12 protein-coding genes are annotated in these 18,592 nt (G+C 67.5%); 10 read left to right on the top strand and 2 right to left on the bottom strand.

Translation table 11 applies throughout. The features are described 5' to 3' along the window. The 3 genes from BM066_RS24680 to rpoC form a co-directional block, all read left to right on the top strand. The coding region (locus BM066_RS24680; RefSeq protein WP_143093804.1) for a DUF5110 domain-containing protein at positions 1 to 395 on the top strand (395 nt) is incomplete at its 5' end. Between the two features lie 442 nt (positions 396 to 837). Beyond that, a complete protein-coding gene (gene rpoB, locus BM066_RS24675; RefSeq protein WP_089931037.1) occupies positions 838 to 4,920 on the top strand; it encodes a DNA-directed RNA polymerase subunit beta in 4,083 nt (1,360 codons plus the stop codon). A gap of 98 nt (positions 4,921 to 5,018) precedes the next feature. After that, positions 5,019 to 9,203, top strand: a complete 4,185-nt coding sequence (gene rpoC / locus BM066_RS24670) for a DNA-directed RNA polymerase subunit beta' (RefSeq protein ID WP_089931035.1) — start codon at positions 5,019 to 5,021, stop codon at positions 9,201 to 9,203. Positions 9,204 to 9,321: 118 nt separating this feature from the next. Here rpoC and BM066_RS24665 read toward each other — a convergent pair whose 3' ends face one another. Then, positions 9,322 to 10,221, bottom strand: coding sequence for a LysR family transcriptional regulator (locus BM066_RS24665; protein ID WP_089931033.1), 900 nt, complete (start codon positions 10,219 to 10,221; stop codon positions 9,322 to 9,324). Positions 10,222 to 10,316: 95 nt separating this feature from the next. On the opposite strand from BM066_RS24665, the gene BM066_RS24660 reads away from it, so the two are divergent. From BM066_RS24660 to BM066_RS24650, 3 genes are all read left to right on the top strand, one after another. Next, positions 10,317 to 10,934, top strand: coding sequence for a glutathione S-transferase family protein (locus BM066_RS24660; protein ID WP_089931031.1), 618 nt, complete (start codon positions 10,317 to 10,319; stop codon positions 10,932 to 10,934). Next, positions 10,934 to 11,875 carry a pyridoxamine 5'-phosphate oxidase family protein gene (locus BM066_RS24655; RefSeq protein WP_089931029.1) on the top strand — a complete coding sequence of 314 codons (942 nt, stop codon included), beginning with the start codon at positions 10,934 to 10,936 and terminating at the stop codon, positions 11,873 to 11,875. Before BM066_RS24660 ends, BM066_RS24655 begins: the two co-directional genes overlap by 1 nt. Positions 11,876 to 12,001: 126 nt before the next feature. Continuing rightward, a complete protein-coding gene (locus tag BM066_RS24650; RefSeq protein ID WP_089931027.1) occupies positions 12,002 to 13,843 on the top strand; it encodes a methyl-accepting chemotaxis protein in 1,842 nt (613 codons plus the stop codon). On the opposite strand, the gene BM066_RS24645 is transcribed toward BM066_RS24650, so the two are convergent. Beyond that, positions 13,770 to 14,522 (bottom strand): hypothetical protein, encoded by a 753-nt coding sequence (locus BM066_RS24645; RefSeq protein ID WP_255367717.1) that lies wholly within the window; start codon positions 14,520 to 14,522, stop codon positions 13,770 to 13,772. The genes BM066_RS24650 and BM066_RS24645 overlap by 74 nt on opposite strands. Before the next feature lie 484 nt (positions 14,523 to 15,006). On the opposite strand from BM066_RS24645, the gene rpsL reads away from it, so the two are divergent. The 4 genes from rpsL to BM066_RS24625 form a co-directional block, all read left to right on the top strand. Continuing rightward, positions 15,007 to 15,378 (top strand): 30S ribosomal protein S12, encoded by a 372-nt coding sequence (rpsL, locus tag BM066_RS24640; protein ID WP_007661566.1) that lies wholly within the window; start codon positions 15,007 to 15,009, stop codon positions 15,376 to 15,378. A gap of 12 nt (positions 15,379 to 15,390) precedes the next feature. Beyond that, entirely contained in the window at positions 15,391 to 15,864 is a 474-nt protein-coding gene (rpsG, locus tag BM066_RS24635) for a 30S ribosomal protein S7 (protein ID WP_007661568.1), read from the top strand. A 114-nt stretch (positions 15,865 to 15,978) separates the two neighbouring features. Further along, on the top strand, positions 15,979 to 18,057 hold the full coding sequence (fusA, locus tag BM066_RS24630) for an elongation factor G (protein ID WP_089931023.1): 2,079 nt from the start codon (positions 15,979 to 15,981) through the stop codon (positions 18,055 to 18,057). A 60-nt stretch (positions 18,058 to 18,117) separates the two neighbouring features. After that, a partial coding sequence (locus tag BM066_RS24625) for a GTP-binding protein (RefSeq protein ID WP_143093803.1) occupies positions 18,118 to 18,592 on the top strand: 475 nt, incomplete at its 3' end.

The following is an 18,592-nucleotide window of genomic DNA, read 5'->3' as shown; positions in this document are numbered from 1 at the left end:
AGGAGCGCGACGTCTACCTGCCGGCCGGGGCCGACTGGTACGACTACTGGACCGGCCAGAAGGTCGCCGGCGGCCAGACGATCCGCGTCCACGCCCCGATCGACACCATCCCGCTGTTCGTCCGCGCCGGCTCGATCATCCCGATGGGCGCGCCGATCCAGAGCACGGCCACGCCCCAGGCGATCAATGCGGTCAAGGTCTATCCCGGCCGCGACGCCGACTTCACCCTCTATGACGACGACGGCGTAACCAACGCCTACGAGAAGGGCGCCAACGAAAAGGGTGGGGGCAAGTCGGTCAAGCTGCACTGGGACGACAAGGCCGGCAAGCTCACCGCCTCCGGCGACAAGACCCTCTCCGCACAGGCCCTGGCGGCCGTGCAGGTCATCAAATAACCGCTGTCATCCCGGACAAGCGCGCAGCGCGCCGATCCGGGATCGACGTCTGAGCTCAGCGCTCCAGGTCGGTCCCGGATCGGCGCCCGGCTCCGCCGGGCTTGTCCGGAACGACACCGGTCGGGAAGTTCCAAGCTCTACGGCGGGCTCCCGCATTCTTTTGTGGATAAACCCCCTTTCCAACCCCGGCGGCTTGTCCTATATCCGCCCGTTCACGAAGACATTCGGCGGAACGCGCACGCGCGTGTCCGCATGATACGCCCCGAGGCGCGGTCAGCCGCCCTCCGACCAGCGCGAAGGGGCGCCCGTCAGGCTTCCGGTCCCGGTTGTCCTGACAGGGGAATTCCAGCGTCCAGCGTTCTCCCCAGGGGAGAGCGGCGAGGGTGGACGCTAGGTGCATTCGAATTCACGCGCGGAGTCCGTCCGCGCCCAGGGAAAAAACATGGCGCAATCCTTCACCGGCAAGAAGCGGATCCGGAAGTCTTTCGGCCGCATCCCCGAAGCTGTGCAGATGCCGAACCTGATCGAGGTTCAGCGCTCGTCCTACGAGCAGTTCCTTCAGCGCGAGGTCCGTCCGGGCCAACGCCGCGACGAAGGCATCGAGGCGGTGTTCAAGTCCGTCTTCCCGATCAAGGACTTCAACGAGCGCGCGGTGCTCGAATACGTCTCGTACGAGTTCGAAGAGCCCAAGTACGACGTTGAGGAGTGCATCCAGCGCGACATGACCTTCGCGGCGCCGCTGAAGGTCAAGCTGCGGCTGATCGTGTTCGAAACGGAAGAAGAAACCGGCGCCCGGTCCGTCAAGGACATCAAGGAGCAGGACGTCTACATGGGCGACATCCCGCTCATGACCGACAAGGGCACCTTCATCGTCAACGGCACCGAGCGGGTCATCGTCTCGCAGATGCACCGTTCGCCCGGCGTGTTCTTCGACCACGACAAGGGCAAGACCCACGCCTCGGGCAAGCTGCTCTTCGCCGCCCGGGTGATCCCGTACCGCGGCTCGTGGCTGGACTTCGAGTTCGACGCCAAGGACGTGGTCTATGTCCGCATCGACCGCCGCCGCAAGCTGCCGGCCACCACCTTCCTCTATGCCCTGGGCATGGACGGCGAAGAGATCCTGACCACCTTCTACGACGTCGTGCCCTTCGAGAAGCGCACCGCGGCCGGCGCTGAAGGCTGGGCCACCCCGTACAAGCCCGAGCGCTGGCGCGGCGTGAAGCCGGAATTCGCCCTGATCGACGCCGACACCGGCGAGGAAGTGGCCCCGGCCGGCACCAAGATCACCGCCCGCCAGGCCAAGAAGCTGGCCGACGCCGGCCTGAAGACCCTGCTGCTGGCGCCCGAGGCCCTGACCGGCCGCTACCTGGCCCGCGACGCGGTCAATTTCGAGAACGGCGAGATCTACGCCGAGGCCGGCGACGAGCTGGACGTCACCTCGATCCAGGCCCTGGCCGACCAAGGCTTCAGCACCATCGACGTGCTGGACATCGACCACGTCACGGTCGGCGCCTACATGCGCAACACCCTGCGCGTGGACAAGAACGCCGTCCGCGAGGACGCGCTGTTCGACATCTACCGCGTGATGCGTCCGGGCGAGCCGCCGACCGTCGAAGCCGCCGAGGCGATGTTCAAGTCGCTGTTCTTCGACGCCGAGCGCTACGACCTGTCGGCCGTGGGCCGCGTGAAGATGAACATGCGCCTGGAGCTGGACGCTTCGGACGAGATGCGCGTGCTGCGCAAGGAAGACGTGCTGGCGGTGCTCAAGCTGCTGGTCGGCCTGCGGGACGGCCGCGGCGAGATCGACGACATCGACAACCTGGGCAACCGCCGGGTTCGTTCGGTGGGCGAGCTGCTGGAAAACCAGTACCGCGTCGGCCTGCTGCGCATGGAGCGCGCCATCAAGGAACGCATGTCGTCGGTCGACATCGACACCGTGATGCCGCACGACCTGATCAACGCCAAGCCGGCCGCGGCCTCGGTGCGTGAATTCTTCGGCAGCTCGCAGCTGTCGCAGTTCATGGACCAGACCAACCCGCTGTCGGAGATCACCCACAAGCGCCGCCTGTCGGCGCTTGGCCCGGGCGGTCTGACCCGCGAGCGCGCCGGCTTCGAAGTCCGCGACGTGCACCCGACCCACTACGGCCGCATCTGCCCGATCGAAACGCCGGAAGGCCCGAACATCGGCCTGATCAACAGCCTGGCCACCCACGCCCGGGTCAACAAGTACGGCTTCATCGAGAGCCCCTACCGTCGCGTCGCCGACGGCAAGCCGCTCGACGAGGTCGTCTACATGTCGGCCATGGAAGAGTCGAAGCACGTCATCGCCCAGTCCAACATCAAGGTGTTGAACGGCGAGATCGTCGACGACCTGGTCCCCGGCCGGATCAACGGCGAACCGACCCTGCTCCAGAAGGAACAGGTCGACCTGATGGACGTGTCGCCGCGCCAGGTGGTTTCGGTGGCCGCGGCCCTGATCCCGTTCCTGGAAAACGACGACGCCAACCGCGCCCTGATGGGCTCGAACATGCAGCGTCAGGCCGTGCCGCTGGTGCAGTCCGACGCCCCGCTGGTCGGCACGGGCATGGAGGCCGTGGTCGCCCGTGACTCCGGCGCCGTGGTCATCGCCAAGCGCACCGGCGTGGTCGAGCAGATCGACGGCACCCGCATCGTCGTCCGCGCCACGGAAGAGACCGACAGCGCCCGTTCGGGCGTCGACATCTACCGTCTGAGCAAGTTCCAGCGTTCGAACCAGTCGACCTGCATCAACCAGCGCCCGCTGGTGAAGGTGGGCGACAAGATCAGCGCCGGCGACATCATCGCCGACGGTCCGTCGACCGAGCTGGGCGAACTGGCCCTGGGCCGCAACGCGCTCGTCGCGTTCATGCCCTGGAACGGCTACAACTTCGAAGACTCGATCCTGATCTCCGAGCGCATCGTCCGCGACGACGTCTTCACCTCGATCCACATCGAGGAATTCGAAGTCATGGCCCGCGACACCAAGCTGGGTCCGGAAGAGATCACCCGCGACATCCCCAACGTCGGCGAGGAAGCCCTGCGCAACCTCGACGAAGCGGGCATCGTGGCGATCGGCGCCGAGGTCCAGCCGGGCGACATCCTGGTCGGCAAGGTCACGCCGAAGGGCGAGTCGCCGATGACGCCGGAAGAAAAGCTGCTGCGCGCCATCTTCGGCGAAAAGGCCAGCGACGTCCGTGACACCAGCCTGCGCCTGCCCCCGGGCGTCGCCGGCACGATCGTCGACGTGCGGGTGTTCAACCGTCACGGCGTCGACAAGGACGAACGCGCCCTGGCCATCGAGCGCGCCGAGATCGACCGCCTGGGCAAGGACCGCGACGACGAGTTCGCGATCCTGAATCGCAACATCTCGGGCCGCCTGCGCGAGCTGCTGATCGGCAACGTCGCTCTGTCGGGTCCCAAGGGCCTGTCGCGCGGCCCGATCACCGCCGAGGGCCTGGCTGAAGTCCAGCCCGGCCTGTGGTGGCAGATCGCCCTCGAGGACGAGAAGGCGATGGGCGAGCTGGAAAGCCTGCGCCGTCTGTTCGACGAGAACCGCAAGCGCCTGGACCGCCGCTTCGAGGACAAGGTCGACAAGCTGCAGCGCGGCGACGAACTGCCCCCGGGCGTGATGAAGATGGTCAAGGTCTTCGTGGCCGTGAAGCGCAAGCTGCAGCCGGGCGACAAGATGGCCGGCCGTCACGGCAACAAGGGCGTCATCTCGCGCATCCTGCCGATCGAGGACATGCCGTTCCTCGCCGACGGGACCCACGTGGACGTCGTGCTGAACCCGCTGGGCGTGCCCTCGCGCATGAACGTCGGCCAGATCTTCGAAACCCACCTGGGCTGGGCCTGCGCCAACCTGGGCAAGCAGATCACCAACCTGCTGGAAGACTGGCAGGCCGGCGGCCAGAAGGAAGCCCTGGTCCAGCGCCTGGGCGAGATCTACGGCCCGGACGAGGAATTGCCGGAAACCGAGGAAGAGCTGGTCGAACTGGCCCGCAACCTCGGCAAGGGCGTTCCGATTGCCACGCCGGTGTTCGACGGCGCCCGCATCAGCGATATCGAGGACCACCTCGAAATGGCCGGTGTGAACCCGTCGGGCCAGTCGATCCTGTTCGACGGCCAGACCGGCGACCAGTTCAAGCGTCCGGTCACGGTCGGCTACATCTACATGCTGAAGCTGCACCACCTGGTCGACGACAAGATCCACGCCCGTTCGATCGGTCCGTACTCCCTGGTCACCCAGCAACCGTTGGGCGGCAAGGCCCAGTTCGGCGGCCAGCGCTTCGGGGAAATGGAAGTGTGGGCTCTGGAAGCCTACGGCGCGGCCTACACCCTGCAGGAAATGCTGACGGTGAAGTCCGACGACGTGGCTGGCCGGACCAAGGTCTACGAGTCGATCGTTCGCGGCGACGACACGTTCGAAGCCGGGATCCCGGAAAGCTTCAACGTGCTGGTCAAGGAAATGCGCTCGCTCGGCCTGAACGTCGAGCTGGAGAACAGCTGATCCGGATCTCCCTCCCTGGCCTGAAGGCCGGGGAGGGCCCCCATCAGCCCGCTCTCCAACTTTGAATTTTCGCGGGTAGTCCCGCAGAAGGAACCAAGATGAACCAGGAAGTCCTGAACATCTTCAATCCGGTCCAGGCCGCTCCGACCTTTGACCAGATCCGCATCTCGCTGGCCTCGCCGGAAAAGATCCGCTCGTGGTCGTTCGGCGAGATCAAGAAGCCCGAGACCATCAACTACCGCACGTTCAAGCCCGAGCGTGACGGCCTGTTCTGCGCCCGTATCTTTGGCCCGACCAAGGACTACGAATGCCTGTGCGGCAAGTACAAGCGCATGAAGTACAAGGGCATCATCTGCGAGAAGTGCGGCGTCGAGGTCACCCTGGCCCGCGTCCGCCGCGAGCGCATGGGCCACATCGAGCTGGCCTCGCCGGTCGCCCACATCTGGTTCCTGAAGTCGCTGCCCTCGCGCATCGCCATGATGCTGGACATGCCGCTGAAGGACATCGAGCGCGTCCTGTACTTCGAATACTACATCGTCACCGAGCCGGGCCTGACCCCGCTGAAGCAGCACCAGCTGCTCAGCGAGGACGACTTCATGCGCGCCCAGGACGAATACGGCGACGACAGCTTCACCGCCGAGATCGGCGCCGAGGCCGTCCAGAACCTGCTCAAGGCGATCGACCTGGAGAAGGAAGCCGAGAAGCTGCGCGAAGAGCTGGCGGGCAACCCGTCGGACATGAAGCAGAAGAAGTTCAGCAAGCGCCTGAAGATCCTGGAAGCCTTCCAGGAGTCGGGCAACCGTCCGGAGTGGATGGTGCTGACGGTCGTGCCGGTCATCCCGCCGGAACTGCGCCCGCTGGTGCCGCTGGACGGCGGCCGCTTCGCGACCTCGGACCTGAACGACCTGTATCGCCGGGTCATCAACCGTAACAACCGCCTCAAGCGCCTGATCGAGCTGCGCGCCCCCGACATCATCATCCGCAACGAAAAGCGGATGCTGCAGGAGTCGGTCGACGCCCTGTTCGACAACGGCCGCCGCGGCCGCGTGATCACCGGCGCGAACAAGCGTCCGCTGAAGTCGTTGGCCGACATGCTGAAGGGCAAGCAGGGCCGGTTCCGCCAGAACCTGCTGGGCAAGCGCGTCGACTATTCGGGCCGTTCGGTCATCGTCGTGGGTCCGGACCTGAAGCTGCACGAGTGCGGCCTGCCCAAGAAGATGGCGCTGGAGCTGTTCAAGCCGTTCATCTATGCGCGCCTGGACGCCAAGGGCCTGTCGGGCACCGTCAAGCAGTCCAAGCGCATGGTCGAGCGCGAACAGCCCCAGGTGTGGGACATCCTCGAAGAGGTGATCCGCGAGCACCCGGTGCTGCTGAACCGCGCCCCGACCCTGCACCGTCTGGGCATCCAGGCGTTCGAGCCCAAGCTGATCGAGGGCAAGGCCATCCAGCTGCACCCGCTGGTCTGCGCCGCGTTCAACGCCGACTTCGACGGCGACCAGATGGCCGTGCACGTCCCGCTGAGCCTCGAGGCCCAGCTGGAAGCGCGCGTCCTGATGATGTCGACCAACAACATCCTGTCGCCCGCCAACGGTCGCCCGATCATCGTGCCGTCGCAGGACATCGTCCTGGGCCTGTACTACCTGTCGGTGGCCCGTGACGGCGAGCCGGGCGAAGGCAAGATCTTCGCCGACCTGGGCGAGATCGAAGCCGCCATGGACGCCGGCGTCGTGTCGCTGCACGCCAAGATCAAGTCGCGCTTCACGGAAGTGGACGCCGACGGCGTGGCGCGTCGCCGCGTGATCGACACCACCCCGGGCCGGATGAAGATCGCCGCCCTGCTGCCGCGTCACCCGGCGATCGGTCACCGACTGATCGAGAAGGCCCTGACCAAGAAGGAAATCGGGAATCTGATCGACGTGGTCTATCGCCACTGCGGCCAGAAGGCGACGGTGATCTTCGCCGACCAGGTCATGGGTCTGGGCTTCAAGGAAGCGGCCAAGGCCGGCATCTCCTTCGGCAAGGACGACATCATCATCCCGAAGCGGAAGGAGGCGATCGTCGCCGAGACCCGCACCCTGGCCGAGGAGTACGAGCAACAGTACGCCGACGGCCTGATCACCAAGGGCGAGAAGTACAACAAGGTCGTCGACGCCTGGGCCAAGGCCACCGACCGCGTCGCCGACGAGATGATGGCCGAGCTTCAGATGAAGCATAAGGACGAGAACGGTCGCGAGAAGGAAATCAACGCCATCTACATGATGGCCCACTCCGGCGCTCGCGGTTCGCAGGCCCAGATGAAGCAGCTGGGCGGCATGCGCGGCCTGATGGCCAAACCCTCCGGCGAGATCATCGAGACCCCGATCGTCTCGAACTTCAAGGAAGGCCTGACCGTTCAGGAGTACTTCAACTCGACCCACGGCGCCCGTAAGGGCCTGGCGGACACCGCGCTGAAGACCGCCAACTCCGGCTACCTGACCCGTCGTCTGGTCGACGTCGCGCAGGACTGCATCATCGTCGAGGAAGACTGCGGCACCACCAAGGGCATCACCCTGCGGGCCGTGGTCGAAGGCGGCGACGTGCTGGTCTCGCTGGGCACCCGCGTCCTGGGCCGTTTCTCGGCCGAGGACATCAAGGACCCGGCGACCGGCGAGATCGTGGTTCCGGCCGACACCTATCTCGACGAGAACATGGCCGACGCCATCGAAGCGGCTGCGGTGCAGTCGGTGAAGGTGCGCTCGGTCCTGACCTGCGAAGCCAAGATCGGCGTCTGCGGCGCCTGCTACGGCCGCGACCTGGCGCGCGGCACGCCGGTGAACATCGGTGAAGCGGTCGGCGTCATCGCCGCCCAGTCCATCGGCGAGCCCGGCACCCAGCTGACGATGCGGACCTTCCACATCGGCGGCACCGCCCAGGTGGCCGAGCAGTCGTTCTTCGAAAGCAGCAACGACGGCGTGGTCCGCGTGACCGGCGCCACCGTGACCGCTTCGGACGGCGCCCTGGTGGTCATGAGCCGCAACACGGCCGTGAGCGTCCTGGTCGACGGCAAGGAACGTGAGAACTACAAGCCGCCGTACGGCGCGCGCCTGAAGGTCAAGGACGGCGACAAGGTCAAGCGCGGTCAGCGCCTGGCCGATTGGGACCCCTACACCACCCCGATCATCACCGAAGTGGCCGGCCGCATCCGCGCCGAAGACCTGGTGGACGGCTTCTCCGTTCGCGAGGAGACCGACGAAGCCACCGGCATCGCGCAGCGCGTGATCGCCGACTGGCGGACCTCGGCCCGCGCCTCGGACCTGCGTCCGGCCATGGGCGTGCTCGGCGAGGACGGCGCCTATGTTCGCCTGGCGAACGGCGGCGAGGCCCGCTACCTGATGTCGGTCGGCGCCATTCTCTCCGTCGCCGACGGGGACATGGTCAAGCCGGGCGAGGTCATCGCGCGGATCCCGACCGAAGGCGCCAAGACCCGCGACATCACCGGGGGTCTGCCGCGCGTCGCCGAACTCTTCGAAGCCCGCCGTCCGAAGGACTGCGCGGTCATCGCGGAAATGGACGGCCGTGTCGAATTCGGCAAGGATTACAAGAACAAGCGCCGGATCAAGATCACGCCGGACATCGACGCCGACGGCAACCAGCCCGAAGCGGTCGAGTTCCTGATCCCGAAGGGCAAGCACATCGCGGTGCATGATGGCGACTACATCACGCGCGGCGAGTACATCATCGACGGCAACCCGGATCCGCACGACATCCTGCGCATCCTGGGCGTCGAGGCCCTGGCCAACTTCCTGGTCGACGAGATCCAGGAGGTCTACCGACTGCAGGGCGTGCCGATCAACGACAAGCACATCGAGACGATCGTTCGTCAGATGCTGCAGAAGGTCGAGATCGTCGAGCCGGGCGACACGGGCCTGATCAAGGGCGACCATCTGGACAAGCCGGAGTTCTTCCACGAACAGGACAAGGCCATCGCCCGCGGCGGCCGTCCGGCGACCACCCAGCCGGTGCTGCTCGGCATCACCAAGGCCAGCTTGCAGACCAAGAGCTTCATCTCGGCCGCGTCGTTCCAGGAAACGACCCGCGTCCTGACCGAAGCCTCGGTGCACGGCAAGACCGACACCCTGGAAGGCCTGAAGGAAAACGTCATCGTGGGTCGCCTGATCCCCGCCGGCACGGGTTCCTACCTGCGCAGCCTGCAGCGCGTCGCCGCCAAGCGCGACGAGCAGCTGGCCCAGCAGCGCGAAGAAGCGATGGAGCCGCTGCCCGCGGTCATCGCCGAAGAGGCGTAAGGCTTCCTTCGAGGACTGAAACGGAACGGCCCGGGAGCGATCCCGGGCCGTTTTGTTTTGATCCTCCCCCTCTGGGGGAGGTGTCGGCGAAGCCGACGGAGGGGGCGTCCCTCCGCCTTCAACCCTCCCGCAGCACCGCCAGCCGTTCCAGCCTCGGCGTCGCGAAGTCCAGGAACGCCCGCACCAGCGGCGGCATGAACCGGCCGCCGACCGTGACCAGCTGCACCGGCAGGGGCGGGGGCTCGAAATCCGGCAGCAGACGGAGCAGCCGTCCCGCCGCCAGGTCGTCGGCCACCTGGTAGGATAGCGCCCGGCCGATCCCGCGCCCGGCGACCATCGCCGCCAGGGCCGCCTCGACATTGTTGACCCGCAGCCGCGGCTCCAGCCGCACGGCCCGGGTCTTGCCCGCCTTCTCGAACCGCCATTCCGGCGAGGCCGAGACCGCGGTGGTCAGGATCGTCTCGTGCGCGGCCAAGTCCGCCGGCTCCAGCGGCGTCCCGCGCCGGGCCAGGTAGTCGGGCGCGGCCACGACCAGCCTGCGCACCTCCCCCAGCTTGCGGACCAGCAGGCTGGAATCGGCCAGCGGTCCGATCCGCAGGGCCACGTGCAACTCGTCCTCGATCAGGTCGAGATTGCGGTCGTGCAGGGTCAGGTCGGCCTGGACGCCGGGATGCTGGGCCAGGAAGTCGGCGACCACCGGGGTCAGATGGCGGCCGCCGAACACCGTCGGGCCCGTGATCCGCAGCACGCCGCGCACCGCGTCGGGGGCCGGGGCCTGGAGGGCGGTCTCGTAGTCGGTCAGCAGCCGCCGGGCCCGCTCGGCCAGGTCGCGGCCGGCCTCGGTGGGGGCCAGGCGCCGGGTCGTGCGCTCGATCAGCCGCGCGCCCATCCGCTCCTCCAGCGCCGCCAGGGCCCGGGTCATGGCGGCGGGCGAGCGCCGCAGCCTGCGCCCGGCGGCGGCCAGGGAGCCGGTGTCGATCACCGCGACCAGCAGGGCCAGTTCGTCCAGACGGTCCATTCCGAAATCCGCAATTATCTCTTGCCGATTTGCTCAATTCATTTCGCTTAGAGCAATGGCGAATATCTGGACCTCAAGAGAGAGGGAAAGCTCCGATGTCCGACACCGCCATCGTCCTGCACGGCACGCCCTTGTCGGGTCACACCCACCGCGTGGGCCTGATGCTTGACGCCCTGGGGCTGGCCTGGCGCTTCGCCGGCGCGCCGAAGGAGGTGCGCGCCTCGCCGGCTTTCCTGGCGCTCAATCCGCTGGGCCAGATTCCGGTGCTGCAGGACGGCGACCTGACCCTGGCCGACAGCAACGCCATCCTGGTCTACCTGGCCCGCCGCTACGCGCCCGACGGCGACTGGCTGCCTCAGGAGCCGGTCGCCGCCGCCCGTGTGCAGCGCTGGCTGTCGATCGCCGCCGGCGAGGTGATGCACGGCCCGGCCATCGCTCGGATGATCGCCCTGTTCGACTTCCCCGACGACCCGGCCCGCGCCGCCCGCATCGCCGCCCGCGTGCTGGCCTTCATGGACGGCCACCTGGAGGGCCGAACCTTCCTGGCCGCCGACCACGTCACGATCGCCGACCTGGCCTGCTATTCCTACGTCGCCCACGCCCCGGACGGCGGGGTGGCGCTGGAGCCCTATCCCGCCGTGCGCGCCTGGCTGGCCCGGGTCGAGGCCCAGCCCTGGTTCCGGCCCATGCCCGATTTCGCCGAGGCCGCCTGATGGACGGCCCGTTCCACGCCGGCGAGCTGGCCGCCCAAGCCCGGGCCGGCGTCGGCGCACCGGGGGCGGGGGGCATCCGGCCGTTCATGCCGGACCAGCACCGCGAGTTCTTCGCCCTGCTACCCTACCTGTTCGTCGCTACGATCGACGCCGACGGCTGGCCGGTGGCCACGGTGCTGACCGGCCGGCCTGGCTTCGTCCAGAGTCCGGACCCCACGACCCTGACCGTCGCGGCCTTGCCGTGTGCGAACGAGCCCGGCGCCGAACTGTTCGCCGCCGGCCGGCCGTTCGGCGCCCTGGGCCTGGACTTCGCCACCCGTCGCCGCAACCGCGCCAACGGCCTGATCACGGCGGCGGGGCAGGGCGGGCTGACGCTCCAGGTGCTGCAGAGCTTCGGCAACTGCCCGCAGTACATCCAGACCCGCGCGGTGGAGGCGGGATCGGCCTCGACCCTGCCGGCCGAGGCGATCGCCTTCCCGACGCCCGAGGCCCTGGCCCAGATCGCCCGGGCCGACACGATGTTCGTGGCCACCAACGCCGGCGGCCAGGACGGGGGCGTCGAGAACGGCGGCGTCGACATCTCGCACCGAGGCGGCCTGCCGGGCTTCGTCAAGGCGGCGGGCGACATGCTGACCATCCCCGACTTCCGGGGCAACCGGTTCTTCAACACCCTGGGCAACCTGATGACGGACCCCCGCGCGGCCCTGCTGTTCGTCGACTTCGAGACTGGCGACCTGCTGCACCTGCAGGGTCGGGGCGAGATTGACTGGGCGCCGGCCGTCGGCGAATGGCCCGAGGGCGTCCAGCGCCAGTGGCAGTTCACGGTCGAGCGCGCCTGGCGCCGGCCGGCCGCCCTGCCTCTGCGCTGGACGTTCGACGACTATTCGCCGGTGACGCTGAGCACGGCCGCCTGGAACGCGGCGCCAGCCCTGGTCGCCTGATACCCTGACGGGTGCGGCGCAACGTCGCGGTTTCGCCTGCGGGATCAATCGGCTGGAAGGTTAAGCCTTGCTTGAGGTGTTGCGGTGCAAACCTGAGGGATCGGTTTCCCCAGACATTGGCGCCCCATGCGTTCGGACATTTCCACCAAGGTCAGCCTGACCGTCGTCGCGGCCTTCATGACCCTGTTGCTGGCCTTGCTGGCCATCGTGGGCAAGAACTCGCTGGACTTCGCCAAGGCGCAGGCGGTCAGCCAGCAGGAGGCCAGCATGCGGGTGGCCTGGGACGCGGTGGGCGGCCCGGGCGCGGTCTTCGCCCGCGACGGCGACAAGCTGACCGTGGGCGGCAAGCCCCTGAACGGCGACATCGCCACGGTCGACCACGTCAAGGACCTGGTCGGCGGCACCATGACCATCTTCCTGGGCGACACCCGCATCGCCACCAACGTCCAGAAGCCGGACGGCAGCCGCGGCCTGGGCACCACCCTGGCCAAGGGGCCGGTCTATGACGCGGTGCTGGGCCGGGGCGAGCCCTATCGCGGCGAGGCCAAGGTCCTGGGCAAGCCCTATTTCGCCGCCTACGACCCGATCCGGAACGCCTCGGGCGAGGTGATCGGCATCCTCTATGTCGGCGTGGCCAAGGCCGATTATTTCCAGCCGGTCTATCGCCAGCTGATCTGGCTGGCCGTGGCCGGCGCAGCCCTGGCCGGCCTGGGCGTCGCCGCCTCGGTGACCGTGGTCCGCCGCCAGCTGTCGCCGCTGCGCGACCTGCGCGAGGCCATGAAGCAGGTGATGGGCGGCGACCTGACCGTGGCCCTGCCGTTCGCCGGCCGCCGCGACGACATCGGGCTGATGGCCGATGCGGTCCACGCCTTCCGCGACGAGGCCCGCGAGAAGGGGCGCATCGAGGCGCAGGCCGAGAGCCATCGCCAGGCCGCCGAGGCCGAGCGCCGCCTGTCGGCCGATCGCGACCACCAGCAGGCCGAGCAGCAGGCTCTGGTCGTGTCGCGCCTGGCCCATGGCCTGGACCGGCTGTCGGCCGGCGACCTGACCGTGCGCCTGACCGAGGCCTTCGCCCCCGACTACGAGCGCCTGCGCGCCGACTTCAACCAGGCCGTCGAGCGTCTGGAGCAAGCGATGGGCGCGGTGATCTCGGCGGTGGGCGGCCTGACGGCGGGCGCCAACGGCATCGCCGGCGCGGCCGGCGACCTGTCGGCCCGCAGTGAACAACAGGCCGCCAGCCTGGAAGAGGCCGCCGCCGCCCTGACCGAGATCACCAACGCCGTCCGCGTGGCCGCCGACGGCGCCCGCGGGGCCCGCGAGGCGGTCAGTCAGGCCCAGGCCGAGGCCGGTCGCTCGCGCACCGTCGTCGACGAGACCATCCAGGCGATCGGCGGCATCGAGGCCTCCTCGCACCAGGTGGCCCAGATCATCGGCGTGATCGACGAGATCGCCTTCCAGACCAACCTGCTGGCCCTGAACGCCGGGGTCGAGGCCGCCCGCGCCGGCGACGCCGGCCGAGGCTTCGCGGTCGTGGCCCAGGAAGTGCGGGCCTTGGCCCAGCGCTCGGCCGACGCGGCCAAGGAGATCAAGGTCCACATCGCCGACTCCGCTCGCCAGGTCGAGGCCGGCGTCGTGCTGGTCGGCCGCACCGGCGAGGCCCTGCAGAAGATCGCCGGCCAGGTCGGGGCCATCGACGGCGTCATCGGCCAGATCGCCGCCTCGGCCGCCGAACAGGCCTCGGGCTTGTCTGAGGTCAACACCGCCGTCAGCCACATGGACCAGGCCACCCAGAAGAACGCCGCCATGGTCAACCGCTCGGCCGCCGACAGCCTGACCCTGGTGCGCGAGGTCGAGGGCCTGGCCGCCCTGATCAGTCACTTCAAGGTCGGCGCGGCTAGCGCTGGTCGTTCTGACGCTCGACCTTCGTCCGACGCGCGTCGGCCTTCCGCGCATCGTCCAGCCGCTTAAGGGCCTGCTGCTCGGCCGATCTCTGCCGGCCCAGCCCGTCCTGTTCGGCGCCCAGCACCCAGGGGATGTCCTTGCCCTTGCCCGGATCGTCGCGGTTGCGGTGATCGACCCCGACGCCCATCGGGGCGTCGCGATAGGCGCGGTCGGCCTGCTGCTTCAGCGCCTGGGCGTCGAAGCCCCGCCGCTTGGCCGCGTCCATCGGCGCGTCATAGACCGGCGCGTTGCGCGCCTTCGCCCCGAACACCTCGTCGCAATGCTCCTGCTCCCGCCGGTTGAGGCCGACGGCCTGGGCGTTGGCGCAACCGGCGCTGCTGCCGCGCAGGGCGGTGCGCAGGTCGCCGCGCGGCCCTTCCGGCAACGGCGCGGGGTGGACGCCCGTGGCGCGGTCGGCCGGGGCGGGCGGACCAGGGACGGGGGCCACGCCCAGCGGCTGGATCCAGGACGGCGCGACCCGGCGCGGCGCGCGCGGCTGGACCGGCGAGGCCGCCGCGGCGCGATCGGGGCTGGCGAGGTTCTCCGGCGTCGGCCGGCGGGGCATGAGGTCGCGCTCCAGGGTGACGCGGACGGCGTCCTCGTCGTTCGACCGGTCCTGGAAGCGCGTCATCGCCGGCCAGCCCAGGACGGCCAGGACCACGGCGTGCAGCAGCAGCGACCCGCAGAGGACGGCGCCGTTTCTCAACCGGGTTTTGCGCGCCGCGGATGGGGGCAAGGACAAGCTCGACTGGAACAAGGTGGGCAGGTTTGCCACCGCAAGTGGCGAAACCGTGACCGGGGACCGTTAGATGGGATGCCGGGGCGCTTGCGCCACCAGGGTTTTGCGGCGTCGGCCGCCCGGGATCGCGCTCGGCCAGGCCGTCATCTCGATGGGCGAAAGCGTGGCCGTTAGGGGGCCATTAACCGACGCAAACCCGCGAATTGACTCGGCATTGACGTCGGATGCGTTCGCGAGTAGTTTCCGCGCTCTTTTCGAGGCGGACCCTGTCCGTCCTGATGAGCGCCCGTCCCTTACCCGACGGATCAGCCCGCCGGAACGCTGCCCGCGTCCCGGCGAGTTTCGTGTTTATCAGGTCCCCATCCGGGGCCGAGAAAGCCGGAATAAAAACGACAAGGACCCTGAAGCGCTTCGGCCGAAAGGCACACGCTTCCATCAGAGCAGAGACTTAATGCCTACCGTCAACCAGCTCATCCGCAAACCGCGCCAGCCTAAGCCGGTCCGGAACAAGGTGCCCGCCCTGAAGGGCTGCCCCCAACGTCGCGGCGTTTGCACGCGCGTCTACACGACGACCCCGAAGAAGCCGAACTCGGCGCTTCGTAAGGTCGCCAAGGTCCGTCTGACCACCGGCATCGAAGCCGTTTGCTACATCCCGGGCGAAGGCCACAACCTGCAGGAGCACTCGGTGGTGCTCATCCGCGGCGGCCGCGTCAAGGACTTGCCCGGCGTCCGTTATCACATCCTGCGCGGCGTCCTCGACACCCAAGGTGTCAAGGATCGTAAGCAGCGTCGTTCGCTCTACGGCGCCAAGCGTCCGAAGTAAGGAAGAAGAAGAATGTCCCGCCGCCGTCGCGCCGAGAAACGCCAAGTCCTGCCGGATCCCAAGTTCGGAGATCTGATCGTCACGAAGTTCATGAACTACGTGATGTACGAGGGCAAAAAAGCCGTCGCAGAAAACATCATCTACGGTGCTTTCGACATCCTGGAAAACAAGCGCAAGGACCAAGGTCCGCTTGAGACCTTCCACTCCGCCCTGGACAACGTCGCCCCGGCGATCGAAGTCCGGTCGCGCCGCGTCGGCGGCGCCACCTACCAGGTGCCGGTGGAAGTCCGTCCGGACCGTCGCCGCGCCCTCGCCATCCGCTGGCTGGTGACCGCCGCTCGCAAGCGCGGCGAGAACACCATGACCGAAAAGCTGGCCGGTGAGCTGCTCGACGCCTCCAACAACCGCGGCACCGCGGTGAAGAAGCGCGAAGACACCCACAAGATGGCTGAAGCCAACCGGGCGTTCTCGCACTACCGCTGGTAAGCTTTCTTATCAGCACTCTTTCAGGCGCGGGCGGTTTGAGATAAACCGCCCGCGCCGCACGTTTAAATGTCCCTGCCCCAGCTTGGGGTCGGGCAGTCACGCAGAGCTAGATCCATGGCCCGCCAGCATAAAATCGAAGACTACCGTAACTTCGGCATCATGGCGCACATCGACGCCGGAAAGACGACGACGACCGAGCGGATCCTGTATTACACGGGTAAGTCGCACAAGATCGGCGAAGTCCACGACGGCGCCGCCACCATGGACTGGATGGACCAGGAACAAGAGCGCGGCATCACCATCACGTCGGCCGCGACGACCGCTTTCTGGAAAGAAAAGCGCCTCAACATCATCGACACCCCCGGACACGTCGACTTCACGATCGAAGTCGAGCGCTCCTTGCGCGTCCTCGACGGCGCCGTGACGGTGCTGGACGGCAACGCCGGCGTCGAGCCGCAGACCGAGACCGTCTGGCGCCAGGCCGACAAGTACAAGGTTCCGCGGATCGTCTTCGTCAACAAGATGGACAAGATCGGCGCCGACTTCGACAAGTCGGTCGAGTCGATCCGCGACCGCCTGGGCGCCAAGGCCGTTCCGATCCAGTTCCCGATCGGTTCGGAATCCTCGCTGAGCGGCCTGGTCGACCTGGTCCGCATGAAGGCCGTGATCTGGGACAACGACGCCCTGGGCGCGAACTATCGCGACGAGGAAATCCCCGCCGACCTGATGGACAAGGCCGTCGCCGCGCGCGCCTACCTGGTCGAGAACGCCGTCGAGCTAGATGACGACGCGATGGAAGCCTATCTGGGCGGCGAGGAGCCGACCGAGGAAACCATCAAGAAGTGCATCCGCAAGGCCGTGCTGACCGGCGCCTTCTATCCGATCCTGTGCGGCTCGGCCTTCAAGAACAAGGGCGTCCAGCCCCTGCTCGACGCCGTCGTCGACTACCTGCCGTCGCCGATCGACATCCCGCCGACCAAGGGCATCGACTTCAAGACCGAAGCCGAAGTCGAGCGCCGCGCCTCGGACGACGAGCCGCTGTCGGTCCTGGCGTTCAAGATCATGGACGACCCCTTCGTCGGTTCGCTGACCTTCTGCCGCATCTATTCGGGCAAGCTGGAAACCGGCATGAGCCTGCTGAACTCGACGCGCGACAAGCGCGAGCGGGTCGGCCGCATGCTGCTGATGCACTCCAACAACCGCGAAGACATCAAGGAAGCCTATGCCGGCGACATCGTCGCCCTGGCCGGCCTGAAGGAAACCCGCACGGGCGACACCCTGTGCGATCCGCTGAAGTCGCCGGTGATCCTGGAGCGCATGGAGTTCCCGGCCCCGGTCATCGAGATCGCCGTCGAGCCCAAGTCCAAGGCCGACCAGGAAAAGCTGGGCGTCGCCCTGGCCAAGCTGGCCGCCGAGGATCCGTCCTTCACCGTCTCGACCGACTTCGAAAGCGGCCAGACGATCCTGAAGGGCATGGGTGAACTGCACCTGGACATCAAGATCGACATCCTGAAGCGGACCTACAAGGTCGAAGCCAACATCGGCGCGCCGCAGGTGGCCTATCGCGAGTCCCTCGGCAAGCGCGCCGAGATCGACTACACCCACAAGAAGCAGACCGGCGGCACGGGTCAGTTCGCCCGCGTCATGATCACCTTCGAGCCGGGCGAGCCGGGTTCGGGCTTCGTGTTCGAAAGCGCGATCGTCGGCGGCGCGGTGCCGAAGGAATACATCCCCGGCGTCCAGAAGGGCCTGGAGTCCGTCAAGGACAACGGCCTGCTGGCCGGCTTCCCGCTGATCGACTTCAAGGCGACCCTGACCGACGGCAAATACCACGACGTCGACTCCAGCGTGCTGGCGTTCGAAATCGCGGCCCGCGCCGCCTTCAAGGAACTGCGTGAAAAGGGCGCCCCCAAGCTGCTCGAGCCGATCATGGCCGTCGAGGTCGTGACCCCGGAAGAGTATCTGGGTTCGGTCATCGGCGACCTGAACGGTCGTCGTGGCATGATCCAGGGCCAGGACATGCGCGGCAACGCCACGGTGGTGAACGCCTTCGTGCCGCTGGCCAACATGTTCGGCTACGTGAACACCCTGCGCGGCATGTCCCAGGGCCGCGCCCAGTTCACCATGCAGTACGACCACTACGAGCCGGTGCCGCAACACGTCGCCGACGAAGTGATCAAGAAGTACGCCTAAGCTAACCCCAGAAACTCCCATTAATTTGAGGCCCCTCTGGGGTCCCGGAGCTAGAGAAAAATGGCCAAGGAAAAGTTCGAACGTAACAAGCCGCACTGCAACATCGGCACGATTGGTCACGTTGACCATGGCAAGACGACGTTGACGGCCGCGATCACCATCATTCTGGCCAAGACCGGTGGTGCGACCGCGAAGAACTACGCCGACATCGACGCCGCGCCGGAAGAAAAGGCCCGCGGCATCACCATCAACACCGCGCACGTGGAATATGAGACGGCCAACCGTCACTACGCGCACGTCGACTGCCCCGGCCACGCCGACTATGTGAAGAACATGATCACCGGCGCGGCGCAGATGGACGGCGCGATCCTGGTGGTGTCGGCGGCCGACGGCCCGATGCCGCAGACCCGCGAGCACATCCTGCTGGCCCGTCAGGTCGGCGTGCCGGCCCTGGTGGTGTACATGAACAAGGTCGACCTGGTCGACGACGCCGAGCTGCTGGAGCTGGTGGAGATGGAAGTGCGCGAGCTGCTCA

This window comes from Caulobacter sp. UNC279MFTsu5.1, assembly GCF_900114015.1.
Classification (GTDB): Bacteria; Pseudomonadota; Alphaproteobacteria; order Caulobacterales; family Caulobacteraceae; genus Caulobacter.
This window is presented reverse-complemented; position numbering and strand designations above follow the sequence as displayed.